This window comes from Mixta sp. (assembly GCF_024610815.1).
In the GTDB taxonomy this organism is placed as follows: Bacteria; Pseudomonadota; Gammaproteobacteria; order Enterobacterales; family Enterobacteriaceae; genus Mixta; species Mixta calida.
Genome location: NZ_JANION010000078.1, coordinates 1 through 13563, shown reverse-complemented (window position 1 = coordinate 13563; position 13563 = coordinate 1). Strand labels below are relative to the sequence as shown.

Here is a 13563-nt window from a genome sequence, read left to right as displayed (position 1 = left end):
TTATAAAACAGTATAAGTTTTGCAAAAGCTGCCGATAACAGTCGATAAGCCCGCCCGGTGGCGGAACATTTGATGGTTATTGACCGAATTGAGGCAGCTATGCAGCTTTTAAAGAACTTCACCATACGCGCCGTAATGCTTTCTATTCTTGGCCTGTTTTGTTTACTTTGGTCCGCGGTGGGCATGTACAGCGTACACTCATTGAACGCCCTGAGCGACGGCAACAGCGTTGACCGCCAGCTGGTGGCGCAGATGAATATCCTCAGCAAAGGGAACGATCAATATTTCCGCTTTGTCACGCGTCTTTCACGCGTAATGGAAACGCGCGCCGCCGGCGGAACGCCGGATGCGGCGGCCTTCGACAACGTGCAAAAAGCGCTGGACGGCATGGCGAAGCAGCTGGAGCTGTTTAAAGCGGCGGCGCCGGGGCCGATGGATGCGTCGACCTCCACCGCGGTGGAGGAAAGCTGGGCGAAGCTGCTGGAACAGGGCGTGCGGCCGCAGATGCAGCTGGCGCAGCAGGGCACGGTAGAAGAGTATCGCCGCCACGCCAACGGCGTCACGCCGGCGCTCAGTCGCGAATTCGGCGCGCTGTCGGAAAAATATACCGCGGCGGCGGGCATTATGCTTGACCAGACGCGCGTCACCGTCGATCGTATTACCGTGATTACCCGCATCACCATTATCGCGGCGGTCATTTGCGGTCTGCTGATCCTGCTGTTTACCGAGCGCTATCTGGTCACCATGCTGGTGCGTCCGCTGGATATGCTGCGCAACCACTTCCGTAAAATCGCCGACGGCGATCTGAGCCAGCCGATTGACGAATTTGGCCGCAACTGCGTTGGTAAACTGGTGCCGCTGCTGCGCGCCATGCAGGAGAGTCTGCGTGAAGCGGTCAGCGCCATTCGCGGCGGCACCGAGAATATCTACCGCGGCGCGGCGGAGATCTCGATGGGCAACAACGATCTCTCCTCCCGTACCGAGCAGCAGGCGGCGGCGCTGGAACAGACCGCGGCCAGCATGGAGCAGCTGACGGCGACGGTGAAGCTCAACGCCGATAACGCGCGTCAGGCGAGCGAGCTGGCGGACAACGCTTCGCTGACCGCCGGTCAGGGCGGCAAGCTGGTGAGCGACGTGGTCAACACCATGTCCGGCATCTCAGAAAGCTCGAAAAAAATCGCAGAGATCACCAGCGTGATCAACAGTATTGCCTTCCAGACCAACATTCTGGCGCTCAACGCCGCGGTTGAAGCGGCGCGTGCGGGCGAACAGGGCCGTGGCTTCGCCGTCGTAGCCAGCGAGGTGCGCAATCTGGCGCAGCGCAGCGCCGGAGCGGCGAAAGAGATCGAAACGCTGATCGGCGACTCGGTGCAGCGCGTCGACACCGGCTCGAAGCTGGTGAGCGAAGCGGGCAGCACCATGAACGCCATTTTGAAAGCGGTCGGCGACGTTACCGAGATCATGAAGCAGATCGCCGCCGCATCGGAAGAACAGAGCAAAGGGATTGCGCAGGTCGGCACCGCCGTCGCTGAAATGGATACCGTGACGCAGCAGAACGCCTCGCTGGTGGAAGAAGTTTCCGCCGCCGCCAGCGCGCTGGAGCGTCAGACCGAAGATCTGCAGCGTTCGGTGGCGAAGTTCCGCCTGTCGGCGGAGAGCGGCCAGTCCGTCGAGCCGGTGAAATCGCCGGTGCTGAAAGGCGCCCCGACGCGCCTGAAACCGGCCAGCGCCAGCAGCAGCGCAGCGGACGACTGGGTCTCTTTCTGATTCATACCGTCTGACACAACCACGCCACCAGCGTCGCAAGATGCGGTGGCGTTTCTTTTTCCATCCGGCTAATCAGACTGTAAACCGCGCCGGTGGCGACGCTGGCGGCAAACGGGGCGACCAGCCGCCGCGCGGCCAGATCGCTTTCCACCAGCGTGACGTCGGCGACGGTGACGCCAAACCCTTCAATCGCGGCGCCCGTCGCCAGATCCATCGTGGAAAAGTGCTGATTGCGCCGCATCGGCAGCGTCACTTCCTGCGCCTGTAGCCAGCGTCGCCAGTCGCGATCATCTTCCGAAGGATGCAGAAAGGTAAAGCCGGCAAGATCGCTTATCTGCAACGGACCCGCGCTGCGCAGCAGGCTTTCCGCCATGACCGGCGTTATTCGCTCCTCAAACAACAGATGCGCGCCCGCCGACGGCGCGCCATACAAAATTGCCGCATCGAAATTTTCCAGCTGCTGATTATGGGACAGGGTGGTGGTCAGCGAGACGTGCAGATCGGGATGCTGCTGCTCCAGCTGCACCAGTTTCGGCAGCAGCCAGCGCATAGCGCAGGTCGGAGCGCGCAGGCGCAGCGCGCCGCCGGCATCGAGCGCCTGCTCGGCGGCGTTCTGCATCAGCTCGTAGCCCTGCTTTAGCTGCGGCAGCAGCGCCGCGCCGCGCGGCGTCAGATGCAGCCCGCGCGCATGTCTGTCGAACAGCGCGAAACCCAGCCAGCTCTCCAGAGCGCCGATTTTGCGGCTGACCGCCCCCTGCGTCAGGCAGAGTTCGTCGGCGGCGCGCGTCAGATTAAGGTGGCGCGCGACCACCAGAAAAGCGTGGATAGCGTTTAGCGGCAGCGACTGGCGGGACATGGCGTTTCCCCGAGCAATGAGTTTTATGCATGGCTATTATGATCACAATTCGCTTGCCGCCACAAGCGGGCCCGGTTTGAATGGATATAGATTTAATTTGTATATTTATTCATTAGGGAAAACTATGACTGTGGCTTCGACGGTAACCCATCGTTCAAAATTGCCGGACGTGGGCACCACGATATTCAGCGTGATCGGGCAGCTTTCGGCGCAGCACGGCGCGATTAATCTCTCTCAGGGCGCGCCGAACTTTCCCTGTGACCAGGGGCTGGTGGCGCGCGTCAGCCAGGCGATGCGCGACGGCCATAATCAATATGCGCCGATGACCGGCTATCTGCCGCTGAAAGCGGCGCTGGCGGAAAAGGTGCTGCGCCTGTATGGGCAAAGTTACGATGTCGCCAGCGAAATATTGATTACCGCCAGCGCCAGCGAAGGGATCTACGCCGCCATCACCGCGCTGGTGCATCCCGGCGACGAAGTGATTTTTTTCGAACCCGCCTTCGACAGCTATGCGCCGGTGGTGCGTTTGCAGGGCGCGACGCCGGTGGCGCTCAAGCTGGCGCCGCCGCAGTTCGCCATCGACTGGAATGAGGTGCGCGCCGCCATCACGCCGCGCACCCGCATGATCATCATCAACACCCCCCATAATCCCACTTCGCAGACGCTAAGCGCGGAGGATCTGACGCAGCTCGCCGCGCTGACTCGCCATAGCGACATCGTGATCCTGTCGGATGAAGTCTATGAACATATGCTGTTTGACGGACGTCGGCATCACGGTATGGCGACCCACCCGGAGCTGGCGCAGCGCAGCGTGATCGTCTCCTCGTTCGGTAAAACGTTTCACGTCACCGGCTGGCGCGTCGGCTACTGTCTCGCGCCGGCAGAGCTGATGAGCGAGGTAATCAAGGTGCATCAGTTTCTGATGTACGCCGCCGATACGCCGATGCAGGTGGCGCTGGCGGCCTGGCTACAGGAGCCGACGCACTACCAGTCGCTTCCCGCCTTCTGGCAGCGCAAGCGCGATCTGCTGGCCTCGCTGTTGCAGGAGTCGCCGTTTCAGCTGCTTCCGGCGGCGGGTTCTTTTTTTATGCTGGCCAGCTACGGTCATTTCAGCGACGAAAGCGATAGCGAAATGGTAAAACGGCTGATTATCGAGCATGGCGTTGCCACTATTCCGCTTTCCGCTTTTTATACCGACGGCACCGATAACCGGCTCATCCGGCTCTCTTTCGCTAAAGATGATGCGACGTTACAGGCGGGCGCGCAGGCGCTCTGCTTGTTAAAACCGCGCTGACACTCCTGAGGAAAAAATATGAACAAGATAAACATGCTTTGCCTGGCGCTGGGTCTCTTCTCCGCATTGCAGGCGGGCGCGCAGGAGACGCTGCGCTACGGGCTGGAATCGCAATATCCGCCGTTTGAAAGCCGCAACGCGCAGGGCGAGCTGGAAGGGTTTGATATCGAGCTGGGCAAAGCGATCTGCGCAGCGGGCAATTTTCAATGCAGCTGGGTAGAAAGCAGCTTTGACGCCCTGATCCCCGGCCTGATGGCGAAAAAATTCGATGCGATCAACTCGGCGATGAACATTACGCCGGCGCGAATGAAAAGCATCGCCTTCACCCAGCCAATCTACCGCATCCCCAGCATGCTGGTGGGGCGCCGCGACGCCGGACTTCAGCCGGACGCCGCCGGGCTGAAGGGCAAAACCATCGGCGTGCTGCAAGGATCGATTCAGGAAACCTATGCCAAACAGCACTGGGAGCCGTACGGCGTCACTGTCACCGCCTATCAGGATCAGAATCAGGTCTATAACGATATGGTCGCCGGGCGACTGGACGGCACGCTGGTGATGTCGGCCGCCGGACAGTCGGGATTCCTTAATAAGCCGCAGGGTAAAGATTTCGCCTTTATCGGCAAGGCGGTCGAGGATGACGCTATTCTCGGCTCCGGCATCGGCTTCGGCCTGCGCAAGACGGACGCGGAACGGAAGGCGGCGCTGGATGCGGCCATCCGCAAAGTGCAGCAGGATGGCACGGTGAAAAAGCTGGCGGAGAAATTTTTCCCAGGCATCGACGTCAGCGTCGCCGCGCCGTAACGCCTCAGCGCGCCGCCAGCAGGCAGAGCTTTTCCGCCACCTGGTATGATTTAACGAACGACGGGATCGGCAGAAACTCAAAACGCGAATGGAAATTATGCGCGCCGGTAAAGAAGTTGGGCGTCAGTAGCCCTTTCGCCGAGAGCGCCGCGCCGTCGGTGCCGCCGCGCATCGGCACCACCTTCGGCGTAATGTGCAGTTCGTCGAGGGCGGCGAAAATCAGATCGATAGCGCGTCGATCCGTGCCGACGGCGTTGCTGATATTGCTGTAGATATCCTTTACCGTTACCTCGACGGCGCCGGTGGGGTAGCGCGCGGCGATCTGCCGCGCCGCATCGGCGATCTCCTGCTTGCGCTGTTCAAAGCGCGTCAGGTCGAAATCGCGAACAGAGGCTTTCAGCCGCGCTTCGTTGGCGTTGGCGCTTATTTCGTTAAACCAGATATAGCCTTCGCGCCCTTCGGTATGCTCCGGCGTCTGCTGACGATCGAAACAGGCGATAAAATCGTGCGCCATCAGCAGCGGATTGACCAGCACGCCTTTGGCGGACATCGGATGCGCCGGCACGCCGGTAAAACGGATTTCCGCCGCCGCCCCGTTGAAGTTTTCATACACCACTTCACCCAGTTCGCAGCAGTCGATGGTCCAGGCGAAATCGACGTTGAAGCGTCGCTCCAGATCGAGCGCCTTGGCGCCGCGCAGGCCGATCTCCTCATCCGGCACAAAGGCGACGACGATATCGCCATGGTCGCCGCGCAGGTTCTCCATTAGCGTCATCACTACGCTGACCGCCGCCTTGTTATCGGCGCCCAGCACGCTGGTGCCGTCGCTGAAGATAATCTCCTGGTCGCGATAGGGCAGGATCTCCGGGTGTTCGGCGACGCGCAGCCAGATATCCTGCTGCGCGTTCAGGCAGAGATCCTCGCCGTTAAAGCGCAGCGTCTGCGGATGAATATCGGCGGAGAGGCCGACGTCAACGGTATCAATATGGGTGATAAAGCCCACGCGCGGCGCGGCGGGGCGGTTGCCAGGCTTCACGGCGGTGACCGTGGCGTGCGCGTCGATCTCCACCTGTTGCAGACCCAACGCGCGCAGCTCTTCCGCCAGCAGCTGTGCCATCTGCTGCTGTCCCGGCGTGCTGGGAAGGGTGGTCGCATGCGCGTCGCTCTGACTGCTGACGGCGAGATAACGGTAAAAACGGTCGGTTAACTGACGGGCCAGCCTGTCGGTCATAGCGCTTCCTTATTGTGGCGTTTTCATCATTCTGTTGGTGAAGAAAACGTGTTATTTATTAACCAGATGTTAATTTGTTTTACACATCGCCAGCGGGAAAAGTCAACGAAAAGTGAGGGTGGAGATGAAAAAAACAGTAACGTGTGCGACGCTGATGCTGCTGTTCAGCGCCACGGCGGCAGCGAAAACCCTGGTCTACTGCGCGGAAGGATCGCCTGAGAACTTTAACCCCCAGCTCTATACGTCCGGCACCAGCGTCGACGCCAGCGCGGTGCCCATCTTCAACCGGCTGGTGGAATTTAAAACCGGCACCACCGAGCTGGAGCCGAGTCTGGCGCAGCGCTGGGAGATCTCGCCGGACGGCACGGTTTATACCTTCTACCTGCGCGAAGGCGTGCAGTTTCACCGCAGCAAAGATTTTACGCCGACGCGCCCTTTAAATGCCGACGATGTGATCTTTTCTTTTATGCGGCAAATGGACCCCAATAACCCTTACCATAAGGTTTCGGGCGGCACCTACGCCAATTTTGAAAGCCTGGAGTTCGGCAAGCTGATCAAGAAAATCGAGAAGGTGGACGAGCATACCGTGCGCTTCACGCTGGCCCATGCGGAAGCGCCGTTTCTCGCCGATCTCGCCTGGTATTTCGCCTCAATCCACTCGGCCGAGTATGCCGATCACATGCTGAAGGCGGGCACGCCGGAGCGCGTCGACCAGCAGCCGATCGGCACCGGGCCGTTCCAGCTGGTGCAGTATCAAAAAGATTCGCGCATTCTCTACAAGGCGTTTCCTGACTACTGGCAGGGCAAGGCGAAGCTGGATCGGCTGGTGTTCACCATTACGCCGGACGCCTCGGTGCGCTACGCCAAACTGGAGAAAAACGAATGTCAGGTGATGCCGTTTCCCAACCCCGCCGACCTGTCGCGTATCCGTCAGAATCCCGACCTGACGCTGATGCAGAAGTCAGGGCTGAACACCGGCTTTCTCGCCTTTAACACGCAAAAACCGCCGCTGGATAAGGTTGAAGTGCGTCAGGCGCTCACCCTGGCGATCAATAAGCCAGCAATCATCGACGCCATTTTTCACGGCACCGGCAGCGTGGCGAAAAACCTGCTGCCGCCGGATGTCTGGAGCAGCGACAGCGGGCTGAAGGATTACCCCTGGGACCCGCAACAGGCGAAGCGACTGTTGCAGCAGGCGGGCGTTAAGCCCGGCACCACCATCGATCTCTGGGCGATGCCGGTGCAGCGTCCCTATAACCCCAACGCGCGCCGCATGGCGGAGATGATCCAGGCGGACTGGGCCGCCGTCGGCATCAAGGCGCGCATCGTCAGCTATGAGTGGGGCGAGTACCTGAAGCGCGTGAAAAACGGCGAACATCAGGCGGCGCTGATGGGCTGGACCACCGCCACCGGCGACCCGGATAACTTCTTTAGTCCGTTGTTCAGCTGTACCTCCGCCAACGGCGGCTCCAACTCCGCCAAATGGTGCTATCAGCCGTTTGAAAAGCTGATCAATGCCGCGCGCACCGAACAGGATCACGGCCGCCGCGTCGCGCTTTACCAGCAGGCGCAGCAGATAATGCATGACCAGGCGCCGGCGGTGATGATCGCCCATTCGACCATCTTCGAACCGGTGCGTAACAACGTTAGCGGCTATCAGATCGATCCTTTTGGCAAACATATTTTCTATCAGGTTGATATCAAATAGTTCCCAGGGCGGCACCGTCCGGTGTCGCCTGATTGATTAATTTTCGTGAACAAAATCACAGCCTGTTTCTTTTCCCGACAGTGAATTATGAACTTTCTCGCAAATTGTTATGCCGACCATGGAAACCGGTTTCCGTTTTGTTTCCTATAAGAAGGTCGAAACCGTGAGAGGGCGCATGCCATGTACAAGATTATGCTTTGCTGTTCCGCCGGAATGTCCACCAGCATGCTGGTGAGAAAAATGCAGGACGAAGCCGCGCAACGCGGGCTGGAAGCGGATATCGCCGCCTTCAGCGCCACCGAATTCGATGAGCGTTTCTCAGGCTATGACGTGGTGCTGCTGGGCCCGCAGGTGAAATATATGCAGGAGACGCTGGCGGCGAAAACCGCCAGCGCCGGGATTCCGGTCGCCACCATTAACATGATGGACTACGGCACTATGCGCGGCGATAAAGTGCTGGATTACGCCCTGCAACTGATCGCGCAAAAAGGAGTGGCATAATGTCGTCACTTTACCAGGGCTTAATTAATGTCATCGAACGTAAGATCACGCCGCTGGCGGGCGCGGTGGGTCAGCAGCGGCATGTGATCGCCATCCGCGACGGTTTTGTCGCGGCGCTGCCGTTTATGATCATCGGCTCTTTTATGCTGGTGTTTATCTTTCCGCCGTTCGCCGCCGACAGCCAGTGGGCCTTCGCCCGCGGTTGGCTCGACTTCTCGCTGCGCCATCGCGATCAGCTGATGCTGCCTTACTATCTCAGCATGGGCGTGATGACCTTTTTTATCTCCACCGGCATCGGCGCCAGTCTGGGGCGCCACTATAAGCTGGAGCCGGTTATGACCGGTTTGCTGGCGCTGATGGGCTTTCTGCTGGTGGCCGCGCCTTATCATGACGGTCATATCGCCACCGACTATTTCTCCGGGCAGGGCATCTTTACCGCCATTCTCACCGCCATTTACACCACCGAGGTTTATGCGCTGCTGAAGCGCAAAAACATCACTATCCGCCTGCCGAAAGAGGTGCCGACCGGCGTGGCACGCTCGTTTGAAATTCTTATCCCGGTGATTGTGATCGTGGCGACGCTGCATCCGCTCAACCTGCTGGTCGCCTCCTGGACCGGTATGATCATTCCCGAAGCGATTATGCATCTGCTACAACCGCTGGTTTCCGCCTCGGACACCCTGCCGGCGGTGCTGCTGTCGGTGCTGATTTGCCAGATCCTCTGGTTCGCCGGCATTCACGGCGCGCTGATCGTCACCGGTATTATGAACCCGTTCTGGCTGACCAACCTGGCGGCGAACCAGGCGGCGCTGGAGGCGGGGCAGACGCTGCCGCACACCTATCTGATGGGCTTTTGGGACTTCTATTTGCTGATTGGCGGCGTCGGCTCTACCTTGCCGCTGGCGTTCCTGCTGCTGAAAAGCCGCGCCGCGCACCTGCGCACCATTGGCAAAATGGGCATCGTGCCGAGTTTCTTCAATATTAACGAGCCGATCCTGTTTGGCATGCCGATCATTATGAACCCGTTGTTTTTCCTGCCGTTTATTCTGGTGCCGATGATCAATGCCGTCTTCGCCTGGACCGCGACCAAACTGGGCTGGGTGGCGCAGGTGGTGTCGATGGCGCCCTGGACTACGCCTGCGCCGATCGGCGCTTCGTGGGCCGCTAACTGGGCCTTTAGCCCGGTAATCATGTGCCTGTTCTGCATGATGCTTTCCGCGCTGATCTATCTGCCGTTCGTTAAGGCATGGGAGCGCAGCCTGCTGCGCCAGGAGCAGGAGGCGCAGGCCCAACAGGCGGCTGCGGCGCCCGGCGCCGGTTTACAAACACCCTGAGAGGAACCGTTAAATGGATTATCAGTTTCCGCAAGATTTCTGGTGGGGCAGCGCCAGCAGCGCGCCGCAGACCGAGGGCGAAAGCCTGAACTTCGGCAAAAGCGCCACCGTCTGGGATCGCTGGTTCGAGGAGGCGCCGACGCGCTTTCACCGCCAGATCGGTCCGGCGCACACTTCCACCTTTTATCAGCACTGGCGCGAGGATATCGCGCTGCTGAAACAGCTGCGGCACAATACCTTCCGCACCTCGATCGCCTGGTCGCGCCTGATCCCGGACGGGCGCGGCGCGGTCAACCCGGAGGCGGTAACGTTCTATAACCAAATTATCGACGAAATGCTGCGCCAGGGGATTACTCCCTTTATCAACCTGTTTCATTTCGATATGCCGATGACGATGCAGCAGGCGGGCGGCTGGGAAAGCCGCGACGTGGTGGAGGCCTACGCTGAATATGCGCAAACCTGCTTCCGGCTGTTTGGCGATCGGGTAAAGCACTGGTTTACCTTTAACGAGCCTATTGTGCCGGTGGAAGGAGGCTATCTCTACGACTTTCACTATCCGAATGTGGTCGATTTCCAGCGCGCCGCTACCGTTGCCTGGCATACTATGCTGGCGCACGCGCTGGCGGTGCGACGCTTCCGGGAGGGCGGCTACGGCGGCGAGATCGGCATCATTCTCAACCTGACGCCCTCTTATCCGCGATCGACGCATCCGGCGGATGAGAAGGCGGCGCGCATCGCCGATCTCTTCTTCAACCGCAGCTTTCTCGATCCGGCGCTGCTGGGACGCTATCCCGCAGAGCTGGTGGCGCTGCTGAAAGAGCATCAGCAGTTGCCCGTCTGCCAGCCTGGCGACGAGGCGCTGCTGGCGGCGGGGCGCGTCGACCTGCTCGGCGTCAATTACTATCAGCCGCGACGGGTGAAATGCCGCGATTCGCTGATCAATCCGCACAGCCCCTTTATGCCGGAATGGTTTTTCGATCACTACGCGATGCCGGGCCGCAAAATGAATCCGTATCGCGGCTGGGAGATCTATGAGAAGGGCATCTACGACATCCTCAGCGATCTGCGGGAGAACTACGGCAACCCGCGCTGTTTTATTTCTGAAAACGGCATGGGCGTGGAGGACGAGCAGCGTTTTGCCCGCGATGGCCGCATTGAGGATGATTACCGCATCGAGTTCGTGCGCGATCATCTGATCTGGCTGCACCGCGCGCTACAGGAAGGTTCGCGCTGCCTGGGGTATCATATGTGGACCTTTATTGATAACTGGTCGTGGAGCAACGCCTATAAAAACCGCTACGGTTTTGTGCAGCTCGATCTTGACAGTCAGCAGCGCCGCGTGAAAAAAAGCGGTGAGTGGTTTGCGCGCGTCGCCAGCGAGAATGGATTTACGCTGGCTGAAAAATAGCGAAAGAGCGGAGAACAACGGAGATCTATGGCGAGTATTAATGATGTTTCGCGCCTGGCAAAAGTATCGAAAGCGACCGTTTCCCGGGTGCTGAGCGGCAGCCGGGGCGTTAAAGAGGAGAGCCGCGACGCCGTGCTGCGCGCCGTTGAGAAGCTGAACTATAAGCCCAACGTTATTGCGCAGTCGCTTACCCGCCAGAAAACGCACTGCGTCGGCGTCATCTGCGCGACCGAGCATGTGCAGCAGGCGACCGGCTATCTGCAGGCGCTGGAAAAGGCGCTGAGTCAGGACGGCAAACATCTGCTGCTGCGCTTCGCCAACAGCGCGCCGGCGGTGTCGCAGGCGATGGAGGAGCTGGGAGCGGGGCGCTGCGACGCGGTAATGGTAGTGGGCGCGCGCTTCGCGCTGCCCGACGACGCGAAGCAGGCGGTATTGATCGACTGTCTCGACGGCGGCGACGGGCCGCAGCTGGCGATCGACTATCAGTTCGCCAGCCTGACCGCCTGTCACTATCTGTTCAGCCAGCAGCGACGCAAAATCGTGCTGTTCAACTTCAGCCACGGCGAGGCGGCGGAGCAGGTGCTGGCGGGCTATTGCGAGGCGCTGGAAAGCGTGGCGCAGCCCTATAATCGTCAACTGGTGTGCGGCGAGGAGGAATCGGTCAGCGTGGCGCTGCAAACCCTGATCAATCGTCATATCGCCTTCGACGCGCTGCTGGTCTCCGACTATATCAAAAGCCGCGAGGCGATTGCGCTGCTGCGCAGCTTTCAGCGTCAGGTGCCGCAGGATGTGATGGTTTTCAGCCTCGACGGCGCGGTGCCGGTCGTCGGCGCGCCGGAGATGCCGCAGATGGCGTGGCCGCTGGATATGCTGGCGCAGCGTGCGTTGCAGCTGATCGGCGGTGAAAATGTCGCTTTTCCACCGCTGCGCGGCAGCCTGATTGCTCCCTGAACGGCCTGAAACGCGGCGCGGGCGAGCAGCATAAAGCGCCGAGGCATGCATCGGCGCTATGGTGACAACGTCACTTTAACGACAGGCTTCGGACTGCGCCGCGTGACTCCTCTCTCAGGACTGGCTGAACTGCAAATAGGCGACGTGCGTCTGTAAATACTCTTCCAGCCCATGCCGACCATCGGCGCCGCCAATGCCCGACTTGCGCCAGCCAGCGTGGAATCCCTGCATCGCCTCGAAATTTTCGCGGTTGATATAGGTCTCGCCAAATTTCAGCTGACGCAGGGCAACCATCGCCGTATTCAGGTTCTGCGTATAGAGTGAAGAGGTCAGGCCGTATTCGCTGTCGTTAGCCAGCGCGATCGCCTCGTCCAGCGTGCTGAAGGTCGTCACCGGCAGTACCGGGCCAAAAATTTCTTCGCGCATAATCGTCATCTCCTGCTTCACGCCGCTCAGAATCGTCGGCTGGAAAAAATAGCCGGTGGTCCCGGCGCGTTTGCCGCCGGTGACCAGCTGCGCGCCCTGTTCAATGGCACGCGCGACTTTCTCCTCCACGCGCTTCAGGGCGTCAGCGTTGATGAGCGGCCCCATATCGATGTCGCGCTGTTCCGCCGGATCGCCCCAGGTTATTTTGCTGAAGGCGGCGGACAGGCGCGTCATAAAGGCGTCATAGATCCCTTCTTGCACATAGACCCGCTCAGCGCAGTTGCACACCTGGCCGCTGTTGATGATGCGCGAGTTGACAATCGCCCTGACCGCCAGATCGAGATCGGCGTCGTTCATGACGATAGCGGGCGCTTTGCCGCCCAGCTCCAGCGACACTTTGGTCACGTTCTGCGCGGCGGCGGTCATCGTCTGAATCCCGGCGTTGACGCTGCCGGTCAGGCTCACCATGCCTACCTTCGGGTTGGCGGCCAGCTCCTGGCCCACGACTGGCCCATAGCCGAAAACGATATTAAATACTCCCTTCGGCAGCCCGACCTGCTGGACAATTTCCGCAAAGATCGCCGCGTTGACCGGCGTGACTTCGCTGGGCTTCAGCACGATGGTATTACCGGTAATCAGCGCTGGCGCTGCTTTACGCGCGATAAGAAAGAAGGGGAAGTTCCACGGCAGAATGCCGGTGGTGACGCCAATCGCCTTTTTGAACACAAAGATATTTTCATTAGGGCGATCGCTTTGCACGATATCGCCTTCGTAACGGCGCGCCCACTCCGCCATATAGTCCAGGTAGTCGGCGGTAAACAGCACCTCGGTTTGCGCCAGCCCCTGCGTTTTGCCCCCTTCGGCGACAATCGTGGCGGTCAGCTCCGCCTCGCGCTGGCGAATCCCGGCGGCGATCTTATGCAGCCAGACGCCGCGCTCCACTGCTGGCAGCGCTTCCCAGCCCGGCTGCGCCGCGGCGGCGGCGTCGATAGCGCGGCGCGCGTCCTCCGCGCTGCCTTCCGGCACCTGCGCGATGACCGCTTCCGTCGCCGGGTTGATCACCTCAATCCACGCGCCCTGATGAGACTGAAATTCGCCGTCGATAAACATCTGTTTTTGACTGGTGGTCATCTGCGGCTCTCCGTTATTAATCCTGCGATCTGTTGGTAACAAAAAGATATAAAACTGTTGATTTTTTCCACCTTGACCTGGGAAGGTGCGGAACACCTTCTTCTGATTGCCATGCGGTTTTGTGAAATGGCAAAAATGCACGGATCAAGCTACGC

Annotated in this window: 11 protein-coding genes; 8 read left to right on the top strand and 3 right to left on the bottom strand. The window is 59.9% G+C overall.

The genetic code is table 11. The annotated features are described in order from the left end of the window. Positions 1-99: 99 nt before the first annotated feature. Entirely contained in the window at positions 100-1767 is a 1668-nt protein-coding gene (locus MYY08_RS04920; RefSeq protein WP_038629989.1) for a methyl-accepting chemotaxis protein, read from the top strand. 1 nt (position 1768) lies between these two features. Here the strand turns inward: MYY08_RS04920 and MYY08_RS04915 are convergent, their stop codons facing one another. Beyond that, positions 1769-2623 (bottom strand): LysR substrate-binding domain-containing protein, encoded by an 855-nt coding sequence (locus MYY08_RS04915; RefSeq protein WP_038626057.1) that lies wholly within the window; start codon positions 2621-2623, stop codon positions 1769-1771. A 124-nt stretch (positions 2624-2747) separates the two neighbouring features. On the opposite strand from MYY08_RS04915, the gene MYY08_RS04910 reads away from it, so the two are divergent. Both MYY08_RS04910 and MYY08_RS04905 read left to right on the top strand, forming a co-directional pair. Further along, complete coding sequence (locus MYY08_RS04910; protein WP_038626059.1) at positions 2748-3917, top strand: methionine aminotransferase; 1170 nt, start codon at positions 2748-2750, stop codon at positions 3915-3917. Between the two features lie 18 nt (positions 3918-3935). Then, positions 3936-4718 (top strand): transporter substrate-binding domain-containing protein, encoded by a 783-nt coding sequence (locus MYY08_RS04905; RefSeq protein WP_288013579.1) that lies wholly within the window; start codon positions 3936-3938, stop codon positions 4716-4718. A 4-nt stretch (positions 4719-4722) separates the two neighbouring features. Here MYY08_RS04905 and pepT read toward each other — a convergent pair whose 3' ends face one another. Beyond that, positions 4723-5949 carry a peptidase T gene (pepT, locus tag MYY08_RS04900; RefSeq protein WP_038626063.1) on the bottom strand — a complete coding sequence of 409 codons (1227 nt, stop codon included), beginning with the start codon at positions 5947-5949 and terminating at the stop codon, positions 4723-4725. Between the two features lie 124 nt (positions 5950-6073). Between pepT and MYY08_RS04895 the strand changes: the two genes are divergently transcribed. The 5 genes from MYY08_RS04895 (at position 6074) to MYY08_RS04875 (ending at position 11851) form a co-directional block, all read left to right on the top strand. Then, on the top strand, positions 6074-7657 hold the full coding sequence (locus MYY08_RS04895; protein ID WP_288013576.1) for an ABC transporter substrate-binding protein: 1584 nt from the start codon (positions 6074-6076) through the stop codon (positions 7655-7657). 180 nt (positions 7658-7837) lie between these two features. Continuing rightward, the gene (locus tag MYY08_RS04890) at positions 7838-8158 is read left to right on the top strand and encodes a PTS sugar transporter subunit IIB (RefSeq protein WP_038626067.1); all 321 of its coding nucleotides are present in this window, start codon (positions 7838-7840) and stop codon (positions 8156-8158) included. After that, positions 8158-9492, top strand: coding sequence for a PTS sugar transporter subunit IIC (locus tag MYY08_RS04885; RefSeq protein WP_038626069.1), 1335 nt, complete (start codon positions 8158-8160; stop codon positions 9490-9492). Before MYY08_RS04890 ends, MYY08_RS04885 begins: the two co-directional genes overlap by 1 nt. Before the next feature lie 13 nt (positions 9493-9505). Beyond that, positions 9506-10900 carry a 6-phospho-beta-glucosidase GmuD gene (gene gmuD / locus MYY08_RS04880; protein ID WP_038626071.1) on the top strand — a complete coding sequence of 465 codons (1395 nt, stop codon included), beginning with the start codon at positions 9506-9508 and terminating at the stop codon, positions 10898-10900. A 27-nt stretch (positions 10901-10927) separates the two neighbouring features. Next, positions 10928-11851, top strand: coding sequence for a LacI family DNA-binding transcriptional regulator (locus MYY08_RS04875; protein ID WP_038626073.1), 924 nt, complete (start codon positions 10928-10930; stop codon positions 11849-11851). 114 nt (positions 11852-11965) lie between these two features. Here the strand turns inward: MYY08_RS04875 and aldA are convergent, their stop codons facing one another. After that, on the bottom strand, positions 11966-13408 hold the full coding sequence (gene aldA, locus MYY08_RS04870; RefSeq protein ID WP_038626075.1) for an aldehyde dehydrogenase: 1443 nt from the start codon (positions 13406-13408) through the stop codon (positions 11966-11968). Positions 13409-13563: the final 155 nt, after the last annotated feature.